At 72.2% G+C, this 22,159-nt stretch carries 18 protein-coding genes and 2 pseudogenes; 7 read left to right on the top strand and 13 right to left on the bottom strand.

Going from position 1 to position 22,159, the window contains the following annotated elements:
• Positions 1 to 30 precede the first annotated feature (30 nt).
• Positions 31 to 2,109 carry a M4 family metallopeptidase gene (locus ACFYX3_RS36880; protein ID WP_389023406.1) on the bottom strand — a complete coding sequence of 693 codons (2,079 nt, stop codon included), beginning with the start codon at positions 2,107 to 2,109 and terminating at the stop codon, positions 31 to 33.
• A gap of 348 nt (positions 2,110 to 2,457) precedes the next feature.
• Between ACFYX3_RS36880 and ACFYX3_RS36875 the strand changes: the two genes are divergently transcribed.
• On the top strand, positions 2,458 to 3,390 hold the full coding sequence (locus tag ACFYX3_RS36875) for a hypothetical protein (RefSeq protein WP_376582756.1): 933 nt from the start codon (positions 2,458 to 2,460) through the stop codon (positions 3,388 to 3,390).
• A 90-nt stretch (positions 3,391 to 3,480) separates the two neighbouring features.
• Here ACFYX3_RS36875 and ACFYX3_RS36870 read toward each other — a convergent pair whose 3' ends face one another.
• The 3 genes from ACFYX3_RS36870 to ACFYX3_RS36860 all read right to left on the bottom strand — a co-directional run bounded on the left by ACFYX3_RS36870 (position 3,481) and on the right by ACFYX3_RS36860 (position 9,500).
• On the bottom strand, positions 3,481 to 4,770 hold the full coding sequence (locus tag ACFYX3_RS36870; protein ID WP_389023402.1) for a DUF4241 domain-containing protein: 1,290 nt from the start codon (positions 4,768 to 4,770) through the stop codon (positions 3,481 to 3,483).
• A gap of 193 nt (positions 4,771 to 4,963) precedes the next feature.
• Entirely contained in the window at positions 4,964 to 9,070 is a 4,107-nt protein-coding gene (locus tag ACFYX3_RS36865) for an AAA family ATPase (RefSeq protein WP_389023400.1), read from the bottom strand.
• A gap of 10 nt (positions 9,071 to 9,080) precedes the next feature.
• A complete protein-coding gene (locus ACFYX3_RS36860; RefSeq protein ID WP_389023397.1) occupies positions 9,081 to 9,500 on the bottom strand; it encodes a hypothetical protein in 420 nt (139 codons plus the stop codon).
• Positions 9,501 to 9,568: 68 nt separating this feature from the next.
• Here ACFYX3_RS36860 and ACFYX3_RS36855 point away from each other — a divergent pair.
• Both ACFYX3_RS36855 and ACFYX3_RS36850 read left to right on the top strand, forming a co-directional pair.
• Positions 9,569 to 10,006 (top strand): annotated as a pseudogene (locus ACFYX3_RS36855) (DUF5954 family protein); the annotation flags it as partial.
• 120 nt (positions 10,007 to 10,126) lie between these two features.
• Positions 10,127 to 10,292 (top strand): annotated as a pseudogene (locus tag ACFYX3_RS36850) (DUF5954 family protein); the annotation flags it as partial.
• Positions 10,293 to 10,330: 38 nt separating this feature from the next.
• Here ACFYX3_RS36850 and ACFYX3_RS36845 read toward each other — a convergent pair.
• The 3 genes from ACFYX3_RS36845 to ACFYX3_RS36835 form a co-directional block, all read right to left on the bottom strand.
• Positions 10,331 to 10,708, bottom strand: coding sequence for a fic family toxin-antitoxin system, toxin component (locus tag ACFYX3_RS36845; protein ID WP_389023394.1), 378 nt, complete (start codon positions 10,706 to 10,708; stop codon positions 10,331 to 10,333).
• Positions 10,708 to 10,947, bottom strand: a complete 240-nt coding sequence (locus ACFYX3_RS36840; protein ID WP_389023391.1) for a hypothetical protein — start codon at positions 10,945 to 10,947, stop codon at positions 10,708 to 10,710. The genes ACFYX3_RS36845 and ACFYX3_RS36840 overlap by 1 nt, the downstream gene beginning before the upstream one ends.
• 218 nt (positions 10,948 to 11,165) lie before the next feature.
• Complete coding sequence (locus ACFYX3_RS36835) at positions 11,166 to 12,404, bottom strand: pyroglutamyl peptidase (RefSeq protein WP_389023388.1); 1,239 nt, start codon at positions 12,402 to 12,404, stop codon at positions 11,166 to 11,168.
• Positions 12,405 to 12,678: 274 nt separating this feature from the next.
• Between ACFYX3_RS36835 and ACFYX3_RS36830 the strand changes: the two genes are divergently transcribed.
• Positions 12,679 to 13,149, top strand: a complete 471-nt coding sequence (locus tag ACFYX3_RS36830) for a hypothetical protein (RefSeq protein WP_389023385.1) — start codon at positions 12,679 to 12,681, stop codon at positions 13,147 to 13,149.
• A 70-nt stretch (positions 13,150 to 13,219) separates the two neighbouring features.
• Here the strand turns inward: ACFYX3_RS36830 and ACFYX3_RS36825 are convergent, their stop codons facing one another.
• Both ACFYX3_RS36825 and ACFYX3_RS36820 read right to left on the bottom strand, forming a co-directional pair.
• On the bottom strand, positions 13,220 to 13,954 hold the full coding sequence (locus tag ACFYX3_RS36825) for a translation initiation factor IF-2 (RefSeq protein ID WP_389023382.1): 735 nt from the start codon (positions 13,952 to 13,954) through the stop codon (positions 13,220 to 13,222).
• Positions 13,955 to 14,154: 200 nt separating this feature from the next.
• Positions 14,155 to 14,844, bottom strand: a complete 690-nt coding sequence (locus tag ACFYX3_RS36820) for a TetR/AcrR family transcriptional regulator (RefSeq protein ID WP_389023379.1) — start codon at positions 14,842 to 14,844, stop codon at positions 14,155 to 14,157.
• 100 nt (positions 14,845 to 14,944) lie between these two features.
• Between ACFYX3_RS36820 and ACFYX3_RS36815 the strand changes: the two genes are divergently transcribed.
• Together ACFYX3_RS36815 and ACFYX3_RS36810 are read left to right on the top strand one after the other, a co-directional pair.
• Positions 14,945 to 15,544, top strand: coding sequence for a hypothetical protein (locus tag ACFYX3_RS36815; protein WP_389023376.1), 600 nt, complete (start codon positions 14,945 to 14,947; stop codon positions 15,542 to 15,544).
• Positions 15,541 to 16,500 carry an NAD-dependent epimerase/dehydratase family protein gene (locus ACFYX3_RS36810; protein ID WP_389023373.1) on the top strand — a complete coding sequence of 320 codons (960 nt, stop codon included), beginning with the start codon at positions 15,541 to 15,543 and terminating at the stop codon, positions 16,498 to 16,500. The genes ACFYX3_RS36815 and ACFYX3_RS36810 overlap by 4 nt, the downstream gene beginning before the upstream one ends.
• A gap of 81 nt (positions 16,501 to 16,581) precedes the next feature.
• Here the strand turns inward: ACFYX3_RS36810 and ACFYX3_RS36805 are convergent, their stop codons facing one another.
• From ACFYX3_RS36805 to ACFYX3_RS36790, 4 genes are all read right to left on the bottom strand, one after another.
• Positions 16,582 to 18,033, bottom strand: coding sequence for an RNB domain-containing ribonuclease (locus ACFYX3_RS36805; RefSeq protein ID WP_389023370.1), 1,452 nt, complete (start codon positions 18,031 to 18,033; stop codon positions 16,582 to 16,584).
• 121 nt (positions 18,034 to 18,154) lie between these two features.
• The gene (locus ACFYX3_RS36800; RefSeq protein ID WP_389023367.1) at positions 18,155 to 18,364 is read right to left on the bottom strand and encodes a hypothetical protein; all 210 of its coding nucleotides are present in this window, start codon (positions 18,362 to 18,364) and stop codon (positions 18,155 to 18,157) included.
• Positions 18,365 to 18,528: 164 nt separating this feature from the next.
• The gene (locus ACFYX3_RS36795; protein ID WP_389023364.1) at positions 18,529 to 19,155 is read right to left on the bottom strand and encodes a DUF4232 domain-containing protein; all 627 of its coding nucleotides are present in this window, start codon (positions 19,153 to 19,155) and stop codon (positions 18,529 to 18,531) included.
• A gap of 180 nt (positions 19,156 to 19,335) precedes the next feature.
• Positions 19,336 to 19,821 (bottom strand): hypothetical protein, encoded by a 486-nt coding sequence (locus ACFYX3_RS36790; RefSeq protein WP_389023361.1) that lies wholly within the window; start codon positions 19,819 to 19,821, stop codon positions 19,336 to 19,338.
• Positions 19,822 to 20,706: 885 nt separating this feature from the next.
• On the opposite strand from ACFYX3_RS36790, the gene ACFYX3_RS36785 reads away from it, so the two are divergent.
• Complete coding sequence (locus ACFYX3_RS36785) at positions 20,707 to 22,110, top strand: hypothetical protein (protein WP_389023358.1); 1,404 nt, start codon at positions 20,707 to 20,709, stop codon at positions 22,108 to 22,110.
• Positions 22,111 to 22,159: the final 49 nt, after the last annotated feature.

Here is a 22,159-nt window from a genome sequence, read left to right as displayed (position 1 = left end):
CGGCTGCACCTGCGGGGCCTGTGGGGAGGCTCAGCCGGTGGTGACCGCGGTGTCGTCGATCAGGAAGCTGGTGGCCAGGGACGAGTCCTCGGTACCGGTGAACTTGATCGTGACCGTCTTGCCCTTGAACGCCGACAGGTCAAGGGTCCGCTGGGTGTAGCCGCTCGGCGTGGCGTTGGAGTACGTCGCCAGGGTGGTGGTGCTGGTGCCGTTGACGACCTGGGCCTTCAGCGTGTCGTACGCCGTGGTGCCCGACTCCTTGGTGTCGATCGACAGGAAGAAGCTGAGCGTGGGCGCCGCGGCGGTGGCCGGGATGGTCACCGTCTGCGACAGGGTGTCGGTGTGCGCGCTGCCGTACCCGTCCAGCCAGGCGTAGTACGAGCCCGAGTGCGCGGTGGCGCCGGTGTCGTTGGTGATCACGCCGGTGCTGGAGGTCCAGTTGACCGCGCCGGACTCGAAGCCCGGGTTGGCGAGCAGGTTGGAGCCGCTCGGCGGGGGCGTGGTGCCGCCGCCGCAGGTGGTGGAGGTCGGGACGACGGCCACGCCGCTCCAGGCCTTCTCCACCGCGGCGCACTGGCTGCTGCTCGCGCCGTACAGGTCGATCGCGGCCTTGATGCTCGCGGTACGGGCCTCGGGGTAGGTGGTGCCCGAGGTCATGTACGTGGTGAGCGCGCGGTACCAGATCTTGCCCGCGGCGGCGTTGCCGACGCCGGTGACCGTCCCGCCGTCGCAGGTCGGGCTGTTGCCCCACTGGGAGGAACCGGAGCCGACCGCCAGCAGGTAGAAGAAGTGGTTGCCCACTCCGGAGGAGTAGTGCGGGTCGAGGTTCTTGGTGTTGGTGGTCCAGCAGCTCTGCGAGACGCCGTCCTTCTTCGGGTCGTCCATGTACCGCAGCGGCGTGGAGCTGATCTTCTCGCCGATGAGGTAGTCGGGCGTGTCCGCCGCGCTGTTGGCGTTGAACTCCACCAGGGTGCCGAAGATGTCGCTGGTCGCCTCGTTCAGGCCTCCCGCGTCACCGAAGTAGTTCAGTCCGGCGGTGGCGGAGGTGACACCGTGGCTCATCTCGTGGCCGGCGACGTCGAGTTCGGTGAACGGCTTGTCGCCGGGGGCGCCGTCGCCGTAGATCATGCTGAAGCTGGTGTCGTCCCAGCCGGCGTTGGCGTAGTTGTTGCCGTAGTGCACGAAGGAGCGGGCGCCGACGCCGTCGTTCTTGATGCCGCTGCGGCCGTGCACGTTCTTGTAGTAGTCCCAGGTCGCCTGGATGCCGAAGTGGGCGTCGGCCGCGACGGTGGCGCGGTCGCTGAGCGTGCCGTTGCCCCACACGTTGTCGGTGTCGGTGAAGGCCTTGCCCCAGCCGGCCGGCGGGCTGTCGTTGGTGGCCGTCAGGTTCTGCGCGTCCCGGGTCTCCCCGTTGCCGCGGGTGGCGTCCTTGAGCTGGTAGCCGCCGGAGATGGCGGTGGTGGTCAGCGGGACGTCGCCCACCTGGTAGCCGTGGCCGGTGCCGTCGACGGTGTGGAAGGCGTTCCACGTCTGCCCGACCTTGCCGGTCACGGCGTCCACGAGCACGTTGAAGTGGCTGGGCGACTGGTCGGGGGCGATGCCGTCGACGGTCACCTGCCACGCCAGCCGCGGAGTGCCGGAGAGCGCGTCCACCACCAGCTTGCTGGTGGTCTTGGCGCGCTTGCCCTGGAACTTCTGCTGCGCCAGGGTCTCGGCGCGCTTGGCGCTGACCTTGGGGGTCACCGGAAGGGAGAGGCTCTTCTTGAGGGTCAGCGTGCTCTCGCGGAACGCCCCGCTGGGTGCGGAGTGCACGATGACGTCACCGCCCAGGACGGGCAGGCCGCGGTATTCACGCGTCATGTGCACGTGCCGGGTGCCGTCCTTGTCGACCAGCACCGCGGCGGACTTGAAGGTGTCGTCCGAGCTCGCGCGAACCGCTGCGGGGTGGGCGGCGATCGAATCGCGAGCGTCCTGGATGGCCTGGGTCTTGTCGGCCTTGGGCGGGTGGGGCCGAGCGGCGTCGTCAGCGACGGCGGGGGATCCCACGCCGGCTATCAGCAGGCCGCTGACGGCCAGCGAGATCGATGCGGCGAGAACAGTTCTCTTCATGGGCCGGGATCGTGGCCGTGGTCGGGAACCCGGGTCAACGGGTGCCAACTCTGTTTAATTGCGGGCACTGTGAAGAGACCGGTGACCGGATCTTCCTCGGCCACGACTCAGCCGCACCCTGAGCTTTGGTCAAAACTGTTCACAGAGTGTCTAACGTCTCGTCGATATCCAGCCTGACCGTGGCTAGCCTGTCGCCGATTCATCCCCCCACGAGGGCGCTGCCGTAGACCGTGTCCCCCATCCCCAGGCACGCAACGCAGGTGCAGGAGGCGAGAGACTGGTGGACACCAGTGGCTCAGCACGGTCGGGCAGTCGGCCCAGGTCCCACCGCTACTGGAGCTGCAGACCGTGCAACAGCGAGAACAAGCAGCGGATCTCCTCGATCTGCTCCGCACCGGCCCCTTCGAGGCCGCCCTGGACTGCGCCGTGCGGGCCAGCGGGCTCAGCCTCGAACGCATCCAGCACCGGCTCGCCGAGCGCGGCGTCGAGGTCAGCGTCACCACGCTCAGCTACTGGCGACGCGGCCGCAGCCGCCCCGAACGCCCCCGGTCCCGGCAGGCCGTCCGGCTCCTGGAAGAACTGTTGGGAGTTCCCACCGACGGCCTGGTCTCGCTGCTCGGCCCGCGCCGCCCTCGCGGCCGCTGGGTCAACCGGGACTCCGAGGTGCTGGAGACCGCGCACCTGTGGCGGGAGTTCGTCAGCCTCCCCGAGCTGCTGGCCGAGCTGGGCAGCACGGACGACGGCCTGCTGCGCGTCGCCGCCCACGACAGCTACGCGCTCGACGCGCAGGGTGCCGGGGCTGTGCTGACCACCCGCCTGACGCTGAAGGCAACCCGAGATGGTGTGGATCGCTGTGTGGTGGTCCTCCGCGGCGAAGACCCGGACAGAGCGCTGCCCGAGTTCGCCGACGTGCGCAACGCCCGCCTCGGGCGGCTGCGCTCGGATCGCAGCGTGCCGTTGGTGGTCGCCGAACTGTTCCTGGATCGCACGCTGTCCGAGGGCGGCACCACACTGATCGAGTACACCTTGCGGTTCCCCGAGAACGGACGCCGCGCCGAGCAGTGCGGGCGGGGCTTCCCCGCCCCCGCCCTCCTCTACACCCTGGAGGTCGCCTTCCACCCGGACGCCGTGCCGGTGCGCTGTCGGTCCTGCTTCAGCACCGCTGTCACGGGCGAGCCGGTGACCGGGGAACCGGTGTGGATCAGTGCCGCCGGCCGGGTGCACGCCGTCTTCGAGAACCCGGGGCCCGGCTTCCGGTCTCTGCGCTGGGAGTGGAGCTGAACGGCGGCGAGGCTTGATGCGACTGGCAAGTCACCGCCGACCTTGCCTGACGTGACGTACGCGGGGTCCTGAGACCCGGCGTACGTCACATCAGGCATCGGCGGCCGTGCCGCTCTTCGGCAGCAGCTCGGGCATCCCCTCCACCAGCACCACGACTCCGACCACCTCGCCGGCCTCGGAGCGGCCGACCCAGACGGGATAGGTGCCGTCCCCTGTCGTCGCGAAGGCCACGAGCTCGCCGCCGGAAGCCCGGTCCCGGGTGCGCAGCAGATACATGGAGTCGTCGAGGTCCTCGTACACGTCCGGGTCCAGGTCCGGGTCTCCCTCGATCAGTCCTTTCTCGAAGAGGGAGAGGAGCGGCTCCCAGGCCCCGGCGTCGGCGAAACAGCCCGTGGCTCCGTCGGTGGAGAAGCCGAAGATCCCGTTCTCCCGGAGCAGGCGTGGGTCGTCGTCGGGTCGGAGGGCCATCTCCCAGGTCGCGGCGGGGATGTCGCTGACGAGGACGCGGACGGCCAGGGTGCCCGTGCGCGTGACCTGGCTCCTCTCCCACTCGCAGTGGTAGGTGTAACAGGCCTGCGCCTCCTCCAGTCCGTACTCTCCTGGCGGGACAGGGACCATGATGTGCGGCCCGTCGCCGTCGTCGCTGTCCGGTCCGGAGACCGCCAGCAGCCCGCTGGGCACACGCAGAGTTCCGATCCGACGCGGCTCCACGACCGTCATCTCGGGGTGGTACCCATCGGTCACACGCACGCCGGGCCGGAACAGCTCGGTGATCGGCCCGGGCTGCGCGGAGCGGGGCGGACGCCAGCAGGTGGCCGGCGCGGGGCCGCTCCTGTCGTCGCCCGCCTCGGTGATCTCGAAGTCCGGCTGTTCCGTGAGCCCGTGGACCTGGGCCGAGAGCAGCGGCCACTCCCCGAAGGCGGGCCGGTCCATCCAGCGCTCGTCGTCGCGGACGCTGGGCACGGTGCCGTACGAGCCCCCACCCGTGCCCTGGGGCTCCTCCGTTCGCCGGCCCCTCCCGTCCGGGAAGAGCTCCACGGTGATGCGCGGACACGCCTCGTCGAATTCCGCCATCCCCGGACCGGTATAGGTCCAGCCGACCGTGTGGCGGCGCAGCAGCCGCGCCGGGTCGTCCAGCAGCCGCATGTCCAGCTCGTAGGTACGCCGGCCCTGAGCGTCGTAGACCCACAGCCCTACGTAGTGGTCTCGCCAGGAGACGAGCCGGACCTCCAGTGGAGCCTCCCGGCCCGCCGCCCGGTACACCACCACGTACGGAAGCCCGGCGGCATCCCGCTCACGAGCCTCCCTCACCGATATCGGCTGCCAGGGCATGCGGGCCTCGAGGTCCCACCCCTGCGCGTACCCCACCTCGACCACCATCGCCGCTCCCCGCTCCCGCTCGCTTACGTGCCGAGCTGTAAGGTAACGGCCGCCTGTGACAACGGCCCTGACGGGCCGGGCAGCGGCCGCAGCAAGGGCGAAGGACCTGCGGTTCATCTACCTCGCCGTGACCAGCAGCGTGCCGGCGCGGGGGCGGTGGGCGGTGAGGCCCGCGCCTGAGGATCGTGGGTCGTCAGTCGGGGCAGGTGTTCCGGTAACCGGGGGTGGACAGATAACGGGCCCACTCGTCGGAGTCCAGCCCACCGCCGGCGGTCAGACAGGCCGTCCGGTCGAGGTGGTCACGTACGTCGTAGGTGGGTTGCAGGTCCCAGAGGACTGCGTCGCCGTGGATGCCGGCGGTCGCGAGGAGCTCTCCGTCGGTGGAGAACGCGACCTCTTGGGCGCCCTCCAGGTTCTTCGCCAAGGCCGTTCCGAGCTGCCGGGGCCGGGCCCGGTCGCCGAGGTCCCACAGGAGGACGTTTCCGTCGGCTCCGGCGGTCGCCATGATGTCGGCGGACGGGGTGAGGGCCATGGCGAGAACGTGGTCGCCGGCGTGCGGAGTGAGCGGCTCGCCCAAGCGCCGGGCGTGATTCCGGTCCTTGAGGTCCCAGAGGATGGCGGTCCCCTTCAGGTCGCTGGTGACCAGGAGGTCTCCCGCCGGGGACATCACCGCCCCGCCCACCTCCTGCTCGTGGCCCAGGAACGCCTGCCCCAGCTGACGCGCATGGCTGGGATCGGTGACGTCCCACAGCCGCGCGCCGTTCGGATCACCCGGGTCACCGAAGGGGTCGGTGGCGCTCGGTTCCTCCGAGGCTGCCTGCAGGAACACGCCTTCGCTGTCCGAGACGACGACGGTCGGTTCGGGGAGGGGGCTGCGCGTCGATGAAGCGGCCCCCGACCCGGCCACGAGGGCCAGAACGCGGTCATCATGGACCCGCCAGACGTTGAGCACGTTCTGCTGGTCGAGCGCCTTCGCCCGGCGCCGCGGTCTGCCCGTGTCCCGCAGGTCCCAGAAGGTGGCGCCCTGTGCGCCGCTCACCACGAGGGTCCTCCCGTCGCCCGAGAACAGCAGGTGCGCCACCCCGATTCCCGAGCCGGTGAGCGAGGGCGCCAGACGGCGGGGCCGGGCACGATCGGTCAGGTCCCACAGGATGACGGTCCCCTCGAAGTCCGCCGTGGCCAGCGTCCGGCCGTCGGGGGCGAAGGCGACAGCACGCACTGAACGGCCGGTGTGCCCGGTGAGCGCGGCGAGCCGGCGGGGGCGGGCCGGATCACCGGTCTCCCACAGGGCGACGGCGCCGTCCCGGGCGCCGGTCGCGAGCATCGTGCCGTCGCCCGACAGGGCCAGTGCGTCGATGAACCGGAACCCGGCCCCGGTCTGGGAACTCCCGCTGGAGTCGACGAACGGGGGGCCGAAGGCCCGCGGGTGACCGGCGCGTTCGAGGTTCCACAGCGTGATCACGCCGTCGCCGCCCCCGCTCGCGGCTCCTCGGCCGTCGGGTGCGAAGGCCATGGCTCCGTCATCCCGGCCGGCCGTCAGTCCGTCGATCCGGTGCGGGTGGTCGATGTCGCGGACGTCCCACAGCTGCAGCCCGGTGTCCCGGCTTCCGATGGTGGCCAGGGTGGCTCCCCGGGGTGCGAAGACCGCCCCTCCGTCGAGCAGGAACCGCGTGAGGTCGCCGGCCGGCCGCGGATGGGCCGGGTCGCCGACGTTCCACATGCTGATGCCGAAGAGGCCCCCGTCGAGCGCCAGCGTCCTGCCGTCGGCGGACAACGCGAGCGAGAAGACGGCGTCGGGCCGGGCGGGAGCGACCCGGCCGAGCGGCCGGGGGGCCTGGCGTCGTCGGATGTCCCAGAGGGTCACCGGATGCTCCTTGGCGTTCCCGGCGGCCGTGGCCATCACCGTGCCGTTCCGGGAGAAGGCGACCCTTTCGACCGGTGCGGCGCCGTCGGCGACCGGCGCTCCGTACGGGCGGGGCCGAGCGGGATCGGTCAGGTCCCACAGCTGAAGCCCTGGAGCCGCCTCGCTCGACCGGGCGAGCAGGCTGCCGTCCGGCGACAGCCACGCGTTCGTCTTCCTGTCGCCGTCAGCCGCCGGTACGGCACCGATCCGGCGGGGATGCCGTGGGTCGGCCAGGTCCCAGACTGCGGCGGCTCCGCCATGATCGGCCGCCACCAGCCTGCGGCCGTCCGCCGAGAATGCCACCGCGGCGGCGCCGTCGGCTCCCGGGATGGTGAGACGTTCCCCCGACTGGTGGGGGCGCATCGGGTCCTGCACGTCCCAGATCATCACGCCGCCCCGTGCGAAGGCGGCCGCGAGGTACCGGCCGCTGGGGGCGTACGCCACCGCGTTCACCTCGCTGGGCAGGCCGACGAGGCGGCCGGCATACGCCGTCGTGGTGAGTTCCCTCTGCAGCGCAGCGTAGGTCTCCGCGTCGGGATGGAGCCGGTGGGCGGCGACGCCGAGGCGCAGCGCGGTGCGGGGGTCGGTCTCCAGGGCCGCGTCGGCCTGGGCGACGAGCTGCCGTGCGGTGGCGACCCGCTGCCGGTCCCGGGCGGTGGAGCGCTGCTGCAGGGCGACGACGGCGGCCGCGGAGGCGATGACGACCAGCGCTGTCAGGCCGGCGATCACCATGTGCCGGACGCGCGCGGAGCGCCGCGCTCCGCGGGTGGACGCGGTCAGGAAAGCGGCCGCGGCGGGGCTCGGACGGTCGGTGCCGCCCGGACGGTCGGCCCAGTCGCGGGCCGCCTGCAGGCGGATGCCGCGGTAGAGCAGGCCGGGATCGCGGTCGGCGCCGGCCCACTCGGCGGCGGCTTGTTCGAGTTGCTGCCGGATCAGCAGGCCGGTCCGGTCCGCGTCGATCCACCGGCGCAGGCGGGGCCAGGCGTGCAGCAGGGCCTCGTGCGTGATCTCGACGGTGTCCTGCCGCTGGGTCAGCAGGCGGCCTCGGGTGTAGGCGTCGACGACCGTGGTGACGGTGCCGGGGGCTGGGCCGATGTCCTCCAGGGTGGTACGGGGCAGCCGGCGGCGGGTGTCCTGGGTCCCCTCGCCGACCCTCACCAGGCGCAGGAAGAGTGTTCGGGCGGCCTGTTGCTCCTCGGGGGCGAGGGATCCGAAGAGCTGCTCGGCGGTGGTCGCGATGGCCTGGTGGATACCGCCGGTGGCCCGGTACCCGTCGACGGTCAGGGTGTGGCCGTGCCGCTGCTGCCACGTGGCCCGCAGGGCGTGGGCCAGATACGGCAGCCGCCCGACCTCGTAGGCGCCGGCCTCGGAGACCTCGGACAGCTCCGTCGCCCCGGTCGACTCGGGCCGGTCGGTTTCCGCCTCCGGGGGTCCTAGGGGGTCCGGGTCTCCTTGGGGGCCTGCGCTCTCCGCCGGGTCCGCGCCGTACGCATCGGCCCCGAGGTCGCGCAGCAGAAGCTCGACGAGGCCGGGTTCCACCTCCAGACCCACGTCCCGGGCCGGAAACCGGATCGCCTCTTGTAGTTCGTCACGCGTCATGGGCCCGAGGAGCAGTTGGCCGTGTCGCAGGGTTTCCCGCAGCTGCGGGAAACCGGCGCAGGCGGTGTAGAAGTCGGAGCGCAGCCCGTACACGACGACGGCGTCGGGGCCCTGTCCGCCGGGTCCGACCTCCGCCAGTGCGGCGAGCAGGTCGAGGAACGCGTGCTGCTCCCGCTCGCCGGCGCCCAGGGTGAAGAGTTCCTCCAGCTGGTCGACGACCACCACCAGCCGCCCCTGCCCCGTACCGGCCCCGCCCAGACCCGCGCGGAGGCGTGTCGATCCCGCCGCGGAGCTCGCGGCGGCCTCGGCGTCCCGCAGGCTCAGCCCCGTGCTCTCCTCCAGGGCCGCGGCCAGTGCGGCCATCGGCTGTGCGGTGGGGGTGATCAGCACCTGCGGCCAGTCGGCCGAGCCTGCGACGGGCAGCGCACCCCGCCGGATCGCCGGCAACAGGCCTGCCCGCAGGAGGGAGGACTTGCCTGCCCCGGACGGGGCCGACACCACGAGGGGTCCGCCGGTGAACAGGCGCCGGTCGACCTGGATCAGCAGCTGTGCGGTCGGCCGGTCCCGGCCGAAGAACCAGCGCGCCTGTTCGGCACCGAAGGCCGCGAGTCCCGGGTACGGGCACTGCCCGCCGTCCGACGCGCCCCGGACGGTCCGCCGGGTCCGACGTACACCGTCCTCGTAGTGCACGTGCAGGTCCCGCTCGGCGACGTACTGGTCGCGGGCAGCCTGGAAGATCCGGCTGCGGTCGGCGCCCCAGGCGTGGAGGCCCGGCTCGCCGTCCTCGGGATCGCTCACCACCGGGGGATCAGTCCCGCCCGGTGATGTGCTGGTCCCGGCCCGCCTGGTACACGCGTGCGTGCCCGGACGCCTCGGCCTTCATCACCAGCTTCCCGATCCGCGTCCGCTCCTCCCGGGGCAGCGCCGGGGCGAGCCGCTCGTCCAGCAGCCGCCGTACGTCGGCCGCCAGCGACGGGTCCGCGCGGACCAGCCGTTGCAGTTCGGTCCTCCAGGTGCCGGCCAGTGCCTCCTCGGCCGCGTCGTCACCCGTCCGGCGCGCCTCCAGCACGTCGGCCCGGACCGCTTCGAGGTCCACGCCGACCTGTTCGGCCCGTTCCGGGTGCACCCGGCGCCACAGGGCGACGACCGCGTCCCTGGCCTCCGCCCACGCGTTGGTGGCCATGGCGGACACCAGCGCGGTTCCCGCGGCCATCACGATCGGATCCATCCAGCGCCCACCTCCGCAGCGGCCGAGGAGCACCACCGTAAACGGGGCGGGTCAGAGGGCCGGGCCCTGTGACACGGGTCCGGCCGGGGTCAACCCGACTGGTCCAATCCCGGCGTACGGGAACGCCCCACCTGGGGCGGGATCCCCGGGGCAGGCGGGTCTGCGGGCCGCCATGGACAAGCCGGACCCCCTGGCCAGGGAAACCTGCGGTGCCTTCGGCTCGGGGCAGCGCGTTCGGGGGACGATGCGGTGAAACCGTGACGCGGGCACCCGGCCGGCGCCAGGGTGGAGGCACGAGCCAAGAGAGCGCGGGGCCCGGTGAGCGGCCGGTGGCTGTGAGGGTTCCGGTGGAGCCGGTGGAAGCCGATGCCCGGAACGCGGCGGTGCGCAGCAGCACTCTGGCCGTACGAGGTCCCTTGTTCGGGGTGACCTCGCCGTGCGAGGACGGCGGGCGGCGATGGCGCGTGGTCGTCGAGGTCACCCACGGCTGTCCGCAGCAGGCCCGCGACGCGTTGAACTCCCTGCTGTGGTTCCGGGCCAAGGACGAGGCCGAGGACAGAACTCACCGAGGCGGCGAACCGGCTCCGTGCGGAACGACTCAACGAGGTCGAGGCCCTCGGTACGGTCTACCGGATCGCCCGCAACCGCCGCCTGCTGTGCTGGGGCCCCGACGGACCCGAAGGCCCACGCCCGTCCGACATCGACAACCACGCCCCCAGCGCCCTCCACCTGCCCCTCGACGAGGACGGCAACATGCGTGTGGAAGAAGAGTCCGTGGAGGACGCGCCGTAGCCGCTGCGGCAGGCAGCGGCCTCGTCCATCTGATGGGCTCAGCCTCGCTGTGACCAGGTACGCAGGAGCGCGGCGATCGCCCCTGCGCTGCAGGTGGGGTCGCGTAGGAGGTCGCGCAGGGCGATCGCGTCCTCCCTGGTGGGCTTGACCGGGATACCGGAAGCTTCCAGGTACATGACGCCCGTCGCCGCGGCCACGGCCATGTTGGAGCGATCGAGCCAGCGGCAGCGCCCGAGGACGTGGACGAGGGCAGCGGCGCGGGCGTAGGGGTCGTCGTAGACGGGCTGGTCCAGAATTTCGGCGCGGTGGCAGGCGACGGCCGCCACCGGTACTCCGTAGTCCTCGGGCGCCGGGTCATCAGCACCTGCGAGCTCGGCGACCTGGAGGATCCAGGGGACGTCGATGTGGAGCTCCATCAAGCGGCCCGTGCCCCCGCAGTGCGGTGCGCCGTGTCTTCCGCCTCGTCGAAGAGGGCCTGGTGGTCATCCAGAAAGCGGCGTGCCGCGTCCAGGCCACGCCGGCGCATGCCGTCCGCGTCGTCCCGCACGAGGGAGGCGATGTAGTCACCCAGGCTCAGGCCCCGGTCCTTGGCCCGGGCCCTGGCCAGTTCCGCGATGTCGTCGTCGACGCGCGCGCCCAGCTGTGTCTTACCCATGCCCGGATGGTAACAAGTGTTACCAAGGGAGGGAAGCCCATCGGGAGCGCCCCGGTGCCCATTCCCCTCCCCGGGTGAGGGGAACGGGCACCGCTGCCCGTTCCGCGTCGCGGGGCGGGATGGTGGCACGTGCTCTGCCCGTGCGGGTTCACGGGGCCGAGGTCGTACCAGGCATGCAGAGCCGCCCGTTCCACGTCCGGCACGCGCCGCGCGAAGGATTACCGGGTATCGGCGGCCACGGCGAGGATCGCCCGCACCTGGGCGATGATGGCGAGCCGGTTCCGCACGAACTCCGCATCCGTGATCGTGCCCGTCGCCGGGTCGGTGTTGCCCGCGCCGAACTCGAGGACGGGTGTGTGCACATGCCCGCCCGGCAGCCGCGTGAGGCCGAGGCGGTCGCGCAGCAGGGTGGCCCGGTAGGCGATCTCGTTGGACAGATAGCTCCCGCCGCCTCCCGCCCGGGCCACGGAACCGGGCGTCGGCCCGCCGGGGCGGACCACAGGGGTGTCGGCACCGGCCGGCAGCTCGGTCACCGACGTGTTGTCGTACACCGGGAAGCGACCGGTGGAGGCGGCCGTGATCGCCGCGTACGGAAGCGTCGTCGACGTCCACTGGGGCTGCGTGGCCGAATCGGCGACGGGCACGGTCTCCGTACGGGACACGTTCTCGTTGTCGGGGAAGCCGCCGCGCCAGGCGCCGTTGGTCCGCTCGATGTCGAACCGGCCGGGCCGGCCCTGGCTCACCGTGGTGAAGAGGTCCACCTCCGGCAGGTGCGGGCGCAGGGTCCGCTCGACCGTGCCGTCGGCGAAGTCCTGCCAGCGGACGGGGAAGACGGCCGTCTCGACCCGGGCGAGGGATCCGTCGGAGGTGCGCAGCCAGGTGCCGTCCAGTGCGAGGGCGGTGGCCCCGGAGGGGTTGCTGATACGGGTGTCCCGGTCGAGCGTGAACGGGTCGAAGCCGGTCAGCAGGATCCGCTTCACCCCCTTCCCGGCCGGGTAGCGGATGGCGTCCTGGCCTCGCGAGGAGCGTTCGAGGCGGTCGAGCAGCCGGGTCCGGCCCTCCTCGGTGATAGTGAATCCGGGCTGCCAGGCGCGGAGTTCACGTGTGAGCGCGAGTCGCGACCAGTACAGCGGCCGGTCGTCGTCCCGCGACAGGTCGCCGCCGGCGTCCCCGCGGCCCTGCGCCCGGTCCACTGCCCTCCGCCAGAGCCCTGCCCCGTACCGGACGACGGTCCGCTCGGCAGCGGCGAAGGAGTCGGCACCGGCGAGGGAGTCGGCGAACTCCGGTGCCAGGGCGGCGAAGCCACTGCGCCTCAGGATCTCCTGGGGCGCGGCCCGGTCGAGCCGGGCCTCCTCGACGGAGACGGTGGTCGTCCCGGTGGCCGAGGCGGGCGGGACCGCCAGGGCCAGGGAGACGGCGGCGAGGGGGAGGGCGAGTGCGGTACGTATGGAGGGCACCGGAGTCCTTTCGTACGAACATGGCGTTCCGTCAGAAGCGGACCTTCACAAAGGAGCCCATGCTATGGCGCACTCGCCATGCGCGACCGGACTTCCACAGGGCGCGCACAGGCAGCCCTATCACCAGAGGTGTTCGCGCTCAGATCCACTGCTCAGCCGACTTGGCACCTGACAGCGACCGCGCGGGCGCGCCGGTCTCAAACTGAAGCCTCCCGGGGCCGGAACTGCGGGCTCCGCCATAGCCCTTGAGGCCGCCCGCTGGTGGAGTCGGCAGATGGTGATCCTCGCCCTGCTCGTCGTCATGGTCGTCGTGTGCTTCGGGCTCGCCGGATACGGCTTCGGACGACTCGGTCGGATCGGCGTGCGCCGAGCCGATCGGCGGACCCGGCTGAGGTGTGCAGCCGCCCTGGCGGGCGCGGCTGCCGCGGCCGTGTATGCGTGGGGGCTGTTGAACCTCGGCTTGGCGGTGCTCGTCACGGACGACAGCGGCACCGACGCCTTCCCGGCCCGCCCCTGCCGGACAGCGGGCGCTCCGGAGGCGGCGGCTGACGTCGTGGGCCACCGGGTCGAGTACCTGCCACCGCGATTCGTCTGCCTGCGGCAGGGCGGAGGAAGCTACACGACCGACGACGTGTCCGCTTTTGTGGACCCGGGAGTGCTGGGCCTCATGGCCGTCGCAGCCGTCTGCGTCTTCCTCGCCCACGCGAAACCAGAGACCTCAGCCCGACAGGCGTCCGCGGGGTGATGGCCGGACCGCCGTCGTGCGGCGGCGGGGCCCGTCGCCACCAGGACGACGCGGTGAGCGGCCACCTCGTTCAGTGGGGTGGCGGCATCGGGTCCAGGGCGTTGCCGACGGTGCAGCCGCCCTCTCCGGGCATCCGCTGCATCCGGGGCGGCGCCCACACCTCGGTGGCGCCGGGGGCCACACGGGCGAGCAGACAGTCCTGCGCGTCGAAGCCGTTGCCCTCCACCGAGAGGAGGACGCCGACTCGGCCGCCGTCCGCCTTCACCTCTGCATGGATCGCCGGCGCCAGGTCCAGGGCGGCGAGCGCGCGGCGCACCTCGGCCTCGTCAACTCGGCCGCCCTTCGGCACCCGGGGAAGCTTCGCGCGGAGCTCCTCGTAGGGCAGCCGGGGCGGTCGGGGTGGCGGGGGGAAGGTCAGCGCGGGGCCGTCCGGGCAATCCACGTCGCGGGGATCCTCGCCCCACTCCGCCTTGGGCGACACCCGCACCGCGAAACAGCGCCGCACGACGACCTGCTCAGGGGAGAGCCCTCCGGTGTACGCCGAGCCCGACGTGCGGACGACCACCTCGACGCCGTCCCCGTCGTGCGTCGAGGTACCGGTCACTCGCAGCACCTCCACCCCGTCGATGCCGGAAGCCGAGCGCCCGACCTCCTCCGCCGTGCGCGGACGCTGGCTGTCGAGCCGCTGGCCGGCCCGTCTGGCCACCTCCCGGGCGGCATCCGTCGCCTCGCCCTCGGAGGACTGCAGCACCCCGCAGCCGACGGTGAGCAGCAACAGCGGGGCGAGCAGCATCAGTCGGCGCATGCGTCGACCTTCCCGGCTCCGCGCGCGGCGGGCAATGGCTCACGTACCCAGACCGGCGTAGGCGATCGTACTCAGCGGGCCCTCCGGTACGTCTCCGGCCCGCTCTCGCCCGGCTCCTGTGCCTCGTCCATTGGCGCACGCGCGCATCTGATCGGACCAGGACGCCGCCATCGGACCAGCCGTACGCGTAGCTGGGACCTTCAGCTCTTCGCCCGCCCTTCGATGCCGTCGAGGACCCGGTCGAGCCCCCACGCGTACTGCTCCTCGGAGACGAACCGCGCGATCGTGTCCGCCGCCTCGGCCGTACGCGGGAAGCGGTCGGCGGGGATGGCGCGGAGCTGCTCCCGGCGGGTCGCCACCCGCTCCGCGATCGGTGGGGCCGGTGCGGGTGAGGGGAGTTCGGCGGCCTCCAGGGCGATCGCTCCGAGGACTTGCACGATCAGCAGGTACGAGGCACGGGCCGCCTCCGTCGGGTCGAGGCCTGCGTCCGCGAGGACCGTGAGGAGGGCTTCGCCGAGCGCGAGGGCGTTCGGGCCGTCCATCGGACCGGAGAGCAGCAGGTTGACCGCCCCGGGGTGGGCGAGCAGGCGGCGCCTCAGGTCGTCGGCGAGCGTGTGGATGCGGTCCCGCCAGGGCGTGTCGCGGGCGGTGAGGGCCGCGAGGTCGGTCTCGCCGAGCAGGTGCTCGACCACCGCGCCGATCACGGCGGCGCGGTCCGGAAAGTACGTGTAGACGGCGTTCGGCGCGAGTCCCAGCTCGGCGGCGATCCCCCGGATGCTCACCGCGTCGGCCCCCCGGGCGCCGAGCAGGCGGATCGCCGCCGCGACCACCTCGTCCTCGCCGACGGCCCGCTTCCGACCGCGCTTCGCCGGCGGCGTGTCCTTGACCATCCGGAGGCCTCCTCACCTGTCCTGACCCGCATACCTTGACGAGTCATTTTTGCACGGCGTACATTAATTGCACAGCGTACAGAAATTGGAGGTGGTCCCCATGCGCGTCCCCTTCCCCGGCCGCGGGCGACCCGCCCCGGGTTCCTGGATCCGGTGGACGGCCGGTTTCCTGGCCTTCCCGATCGCCGGACTCGCAGGCCGCGCGGCGGTCGGTCCGGTCGACGACGCGATGAGCGCCCTGGTGGGCGGGGTCGTGACGGGGGCGGTCATCGGCGCCGCGCAGGCGCTCGTCTCGTCCGGCCGGCTGAGCCCGCCGCGCTGGTCCGCGGTCACCGCGGCCGGAAGCGGGGTCGGGCTCATGCTCGGTGCCACCCTGGTCGACTACCGCACCGATCTCGGCTCGCTGGTGCTCATGGGTGCCGTCGAAGGCGTCCTGCTCGGCGTGGCCCAGGCTTCCGCCCTGCCCCGCGCCGCGCGGATACGGTGGCTCTGGGCGGCGGCGATGCCGGTCCTGTGGGCGGCGGGCTGGACCGTGACCACCCTCGCCGGAGTCGGGGTGGACGCACGGTTCACCGTCTTCGGCGCCACCGGCGCCCTCGCCTTCTCCGCCCTCTCCGGCGTCCTGCTCCACGCACTCCTGCCCGCCACCACCTCCGGCCGGACCACCGGCTCGGACTCCCTCCGCGAGGTCGACGCATGAAGTACACAGCCACTCCCCGTCACGTGGTCTTCGGCTCCGGCGCCGTGGGCACGGCCGTCGCCGAGGCGCTGGTGCGTCAAGGGGAGACCGTCCGGATCGTCAACCGATCCGGCCGCGCGGACGTCCCCGAGGGCGTCGAGGTCGCCGCCGGCGACGCGGCCGATCCCGCGTTCACCACCGCCGTCGCCGCCGGCGCGGCCGTCGTCTACCAGGCGCTCAACCCGCCGTACCACCGCTGGCGGCAGGAGTTCCCCGCGCTCCAGGCCGGCGTGCTCGCCGCGGCCGAGGCGGCCGGCGCCCGCATGGTCTCGATGGACAACGTCTACAGCTACGGGCCGCCCGGGGGCCGCCCGTTCACCGAGCAGACGCCCGACGCCGCGACCACCCGCAAGGGCCGGCTCCGGGGCCGGATGGCCCAGGACCTGCTCGCCGCGCACAAGGCCGGGCGGGTGGAGGTGGCGATCGGTCGCGCCTCCGACTACTTCGGGCCGCGCGGCGGTGCCCAGTCCAACCTCGGCGACCTGGTCTTCCCCGCCCTCCTGGCCGGACGTACCGCCACCGTCCTCGGCGATCCGGACCAGCCGCACACGTACACCTTCATCCCCGACATCGGGGAGGCGCTCGCGCTCCTCGGCCGGCACCCCGACGCGCCGGGCCGCATCTGGCACCTCCCCAACGACCCGGACACCCGCACCACCCGCGAGCTCGTCGACCTGGCACACCGTGCCACCGGCCGTCCCGGCGCCGCCCGGCTTCGCCGGATGCCGACGTTCGCGCTGTACGCGATGGGCGCGGTCAACCGCACGGTGCGCGAACTCATCGAGATGCAGTACGAGTTCGCCGAGCCCTTCGTCGTCGACTCCAGCCTCATCCGGGACCGGCTGGGCGCCGTCGCCACCCCGGTCGAGGAGGCGCTGGAGCAGACAGTGGCGGCCTACCGCGCCCTCGGAAAGTGAGCGCGGGCCTCCAACTCGTACCGGGTGCCGGTGGTCTGATGCTGCACCAGGTCGTTGACCCGGCAGAGCAGCGACAGGTCGCTACACCGTATTGAAGAGGATCTTGTTCTTGCCGGAGAAGAGGGGGTCGGCCCGCGTGAGCTTGGCCTGGACGCTCGCGCCCAGCACGAGGTCGGCACCGGAGGTGATCCTGCCCATCACGGCGGGTTCCGCCAGGTGCACCGTGCCCTCCTTCGGACTTCCGTCCTCCGCGTCGGTGTTGATGACCGCACCGCCGAAGACCTCGCCCACCCGGTTCTGGAGCACCGCGGCCTCCACAAGGTCCACCGCGCGCCGGTCCGCCGTCTTCCCCTTGCCCCGCGCCATGTCGCACGGCAGGCACTGCAGCGCTTCGAGCACCCATTTCGGCGGGGCCTGGTCGGCGCACGCGGCGACGCACAGCTCGCCGGCGTACCGGTCGATCAGGCGTCGCAGCGGGGCCGTGCAGTGGGTGTACGGGGCCGCGATCGCCGCGTGGACCGTGTGGTCCGGGATGTGGTGGTCGCGGAAGGTGGTGTACTCCGCCTTGAGCAGCATGGCGGTGGCCTCGCTGAGGAAGGCCATGTGCTTCTGGTCCGCCGGATCGAGGGAGTTGACCAGCGCTGCGTACGAGACGCCGGGCTTCCAGTCGATGCCCAGGAGTTTTGCGATGTCGTGCACGCGCTGGACCACGTGCTTGTCGGGCTGCTCCTGCTGGGTCCGCAGGATCCCGGTGCCGCTGTCCAGCATGATCCGGGCCGCGGCCATTCCGGTCATGAGGGAGATCTGCTCGTTCCAGCCCTCCACGGGCAGTGTCGCCACGTAGCTCAGCCGGAACGATCCGTCCTGCAGGGTGACCTCCTGGTCCGGCAGGTTCACCGAGATCCCGCCGCGCGCGGCCTCGACGGCTTCCCGAAGCTTGCCGATCTCGCGCAGCAGGGCGACGGACTCCTCGGCCGTGCCGGCCTCGATGTCCTGTTGGACCGCCGCGTAGTTGAGCTTGGCCAGGCTGCGGACCTTCGCCCGGCTCACGGTCGAGTCGGTCACGTTGCCGTCGGCGTCGAGGTCGTGCTGCCACAGCAGGGCGGGGACGACCTGGTTCGGAAGCAGGCTGGCCGGTCCCTCGGAGATCGAGGTCGGGTACAGGGGCACCTTGAGGTCGGGGAAGTACAGCGTCTCGATCCGGTCGTGGGCCTCGGCGTCCAACGGGCTGCCGGCCCTGACGAAGGCCGCCACGTCGGCGATGGCGTAGTACACGCGGTACCCGCCCCCTGGCCGTCGCTCCAGGTGCATGGCCTGGTCGAGGTCCTTCGAGGTCGCCGGGTCGATCGTGAACAACGGCAGGTCGGTGGCGTCCTTTTCGGGCAGCCGGACCTCTGCTTTGGCGGTCTCCGCCGCTTCGAGTACGTGTGCGGGAAACTCCGCGGTGGCCTTCAGCTCCGCCCGGAGCTGCTGCAGTGCCTTGAGCAGGGCGTCCTGGGCTTCGCGGGACATGTGCATCTGACGGCGTCGCATGTCCCGAGCCTAGGACGGCGACCACGGAGCGGCGCAGTGAGCGGGTCCGGGCGGGGGAACGGAGCAGTGATCCGGGGGGCGGCAGGGGCTTGCCCCGCGACCCGAGCGCCTCGCGGTCCCGTCAGCCCTTGGTGATGATCGCCTCGCCGAGTGCCGCGATGGACTCGGCCAGCTGGCCCATCCACTCCGCGACGGGCTTGCCGCCTTCGGACTGGAGGGCGACGAACGCGCCGTCGTAGCCGGCCATGCCGAAGGGGGCGAGGGCCTGCGCGATCTTGTCGGCGGTCTCCTCGCCCGCGCCCTCGAAGGACGAGCGGATCATGCGGGCCATGTAGGCGCGTCCTTCTTCGCGGACCGCGATCACGGTCTGCAGGGCCTCGGGCGCCTCCTTCGCCTGCTGCTCATCACGAGGACGAGCAGCAGGCGAAGGAACTCCTCGCCGTTCTCCATGACGGCCGAGAGCAGTCCGCTCCGGGCAGGGGAGCGGACGCCAGGTCAGCCTGGTCGGACCGGTCCGATGGTCAGCGAGTGCACGGTCGGGCCCGCGCAGTGCTCCGTCTTCCACGGCACGAAGAGCGCGGCCGTCTGATCCGGCGGGTAGATCCGGAGGCCCTCGGCGGGAGAGAGCTTGCACTGCGCCGGGTCGTAGCCGCTGATGCCGTTGGCATCGCGCAGTTGGGCTTTCGCCCGTCCGCCGGGCTGAAGGGTGACCGTGGTGGTCGTCCCCGGCTCGCGTACGGCGGCGTTGCCGGACTGCACGCCGTTCTGCGCCACGTAGGAGACGCCCGGGTAGCCGGTCATCGTGCACGGGACGCTGGATTTGTTGGTGAACACCAGGGTCGCGTAGATCGAACCCGCGGCCGGTTCGGGACTCGTCAGAGCAACCGAGAGCCGGCCGGTCGTGCACTCCCGGGCCGGGCGGCTCGCCCCGGCCGACGGGGCGCTCCCGCTCGGCGCGGGCGTGGCCGACGGGGAGGAGCTTCCGCTGTTGGTCGGCGCGGGTGCGGCCGATGGGGAGCTGACGGCGCTGGAGGGCTCGGACGTGGCCGACGGCGAACCGACGGCGCTCGCGGGCGCGGACGCGGCCGGGGGCGGGGTGCTGGAGGACGAACAGGCCGTCATCGCCAGCGATGCGACGGCAAGGACGGCGGCCGGAAGCACAGCCCTGTGCTTCCGCCCCCTGCGGGCCGTCCCGAGCGGCTTCCCGCATCGTCCCCGCCCGCGCGGGTCCATTTCGCCCTTGCTGCCGGGCAGGCTTGAACTGGCCACGACCATGCCTTCACCGTACGCCCGCCCCGGTGCTCAGCACCACAGTCCGGCAGGACGCGGCAGGCGGGGCAGGAGCCAGGCCGGGTTCCAGCGCCACGACGTCCAGGCAGTGCCGGTTCCGAACGGCCCGGCGTCGAACCCGCTCGTCGTCCGGTTCGTCGGGCGTTCGATGCTGACGTACCAGTTGCGCAGCCCGGCCGCGGTGCAGAAGGCGTTGATGCTGAACCACGCCGTCGGCGGCTTCCACAGCAGCAGCTCGGTCTCCTGCCATCGGCTGTCCGCGAGCTCCCGCTCCCCCGTCGCCATCGCGTCGAACACGTCGATCCGCACCGCCCGGTCCCCGTCCGTGCGGGCCTTGGCGTACAGGGCCGGCCATCGGGCCTCCGCCCCGGGTGCGCACGCGGTCACCAGTGCCTCGCCGGTGTCGGCGACGACCCGTAACGCCTGCTCGCTCCACACCCGGCCCGAACGGTGCACGTCGCGGCGTACGACCGTCTCCCCCACCTCGAAGCCACGCACCGACCCCTCCTTCGTCCCCGGCGATCGCGTGGCTGCGGACGACGCACTGGCCACCGAAGAAATACCCGAGAACCGACAGTGGCCTTCTGCGATTCTGCTTGCCATGTCCGCACGAAATCGACGACTGCCCCGGCACCTTGCCTGGTCCCTGACCACCACCGACATCGACGAGTGTCTCGGCCCCTACATGACCCGAGTCACGGACCTGCGGTTCCTCGCGGGCACGACAGCGGGACCATCGTCCTGGGAGCGGCATGGGTCGCTCCGAACCGCCACAACTACGGCCGCGGCATCCACCCGGAGTCGGTCGGCTTCCGCATCGACGTCCACCCGGTCGATGCCGCTGATCGTGCTGCCACCCGCGCCGTTCTGCGAGCGCAGGCCCTCCCGCAACTCCGTGAATGGGTCACGCAGGCGATCGCTGCCGACGAGACCTGGCATTTGACTGACCACCAGCACTACTGGCGGCTGACCGGCGGCCACCTCACGCACCGCGACGAAGCGCGAGACCGCCCCGGCCCTCCTTGGGGAGAGACGCCAGGTCCGGAACATACGCACGTCAACCCCAGAGCCGTCGATTCATCCTTTCTGGTGGCGTGTGAGTGCCAGAGAGCGGTGCCATCCGGTCAGCACGACAGGGACGCGCGCGGGCAGTGCTCCAGGAGTGGCCGGCGGGGTCATCGGGAGGCGCCGGAGAGGGGCGGCAGCGCCGCAACGCGTGATGTCCGTGCGGGTAAACCCACGGGTCGGCGCTGGCCGGGACCTCATCACCCCGGCTGTACGCGGCGCCGCCGGGGCGCTGAGCTACAGAGCGTTCCGGCCCCCTCCGCCTCCTGGACGAGGGGCCCGTCCCGCACTGCCGACCGATCGATCGGAGACGTCACCGTGAGCACGCCCCCTTCCGTCCCGCTCCGCGTCGCCCTCGTCAACGGAAGCTTCGAGCAGCCGTCCGTCACCGACATGGCGTTCCTGCCGGACGCCTCCCAGACCCAGGCTCCGCGGCACGTCCCGGGCTGGCGCACCACCGCCACCGACCACATGGTCGAGCTGTGGCACTCCGGCTTCAACGGCGTCCCCTCCGCGGAGGGCGAGCAGTTCGCGGAGCTCAACGCCAACGAGGTCTCCACCCTCTACCAGGACCTGCCGACCACCCCCGGCACCAAGCTGTACTGGCGGCTCTACCACCGCGGCCGGCAGGGGCAGGACACCATGGCCCTGGACATCGGCGCCCCGGGCAGCGTGGTCGAGCAGCGCACCTTCACCGACGGCAACACGGCGTGGGGGTACTACACCGGCACCTACACCGTCCCGGCCGGGCAGACCACCACCCGTTTCGCCTTCCGGTCCGTCTCGGCGGCCGGCGGCAACCGCGGGATCGGCAACTTCCTCGACGGGGTGTTCTTCGGTACGGCTCCGCACGTGGTGCTCACCAAGACCGCCGTACCGGCCGGTCCCCTGGACGTCGGCGACGTCGTCACCTACCGGATCACCGCCAGGAACGAGGGCGGCGGGGCTGCCGAACGGCTCACCCTCACCGACGTCCTGCCGCCGGGGACGACGTACGTGCCCGGTTCGCTGCGGGTCATCGACGGCCCGAACGCGGGCGTGAAGACCGACCAGGCGGGTGACGACCAGGCCGCGTACGACCCTGGGAGCGACACCGTGACCTTCCGGCTCGGCACCGGCGCCTCCGCCTCCCAGGGCGGCAGCCTGGCCAACACCGCCGCACTGCCGCAGGGCACCACCGTCGAGTACCGGGTCACCCTCGGTCTGCAGACGGCGGGCACCCGCGTGACCAACACCGCTGTCGCCACGTACGAGAACCGGCTCGGACCCGCCCCGGAGCCGCTGACGTCCACCTCCGACGAAGCCGTGACGGAGGTCAGGCCCGCCGCCGACCTCGACGTGACCAAGGCCGCCGACGCCACCACCGTGACCGTCGGACAGACCGTGACCTACCGTCTGACCGTCCACAACGCCGGTCCCAGCCCGGCGACCGGCGTCACGGTCGCCGACCGGCTTCCGAGCGGGCTCACCTTCCTGTCCGCCGACGCCGACGCCGGTTCCTACGTCGCGGAGACCGGGCAGTGGTCCGTCGGTGCGCTGGCTGTCGGCGCCCGCGCGACCCTCACCCTGCGGGCGAAGGCCACCAGGCCCGCACGCCTCACCAACACGGCCACCGTCACCGCCGTCGAGAAGGACCCCGACCCGGCCGACAACACCGACTCCGTCACCGTGTGCGTCGAACCCGCGCCGGCCTGCTGCGCCCCGTGCGTACCCCGTACCTGACCCGACACGGAGGGAGCGGGACCGGGCCCCGCATCAGGTGAGGGTCGCG

The organism is Streptomyces sp. NPDC002463 (assembly GCF_042889835.1).
GTDB lineage: Bacteria > Actinomycetota > Actinomycetes > Streptomycetales > Streptomycetaceae > Streptomyces > Streptomyces nymphaeiformis.
The sequence above is the reverse complement of the archived record's forward strand: the minus strand, read 5'-3'. Positions and strand labels throughout refer to the sequence as shown.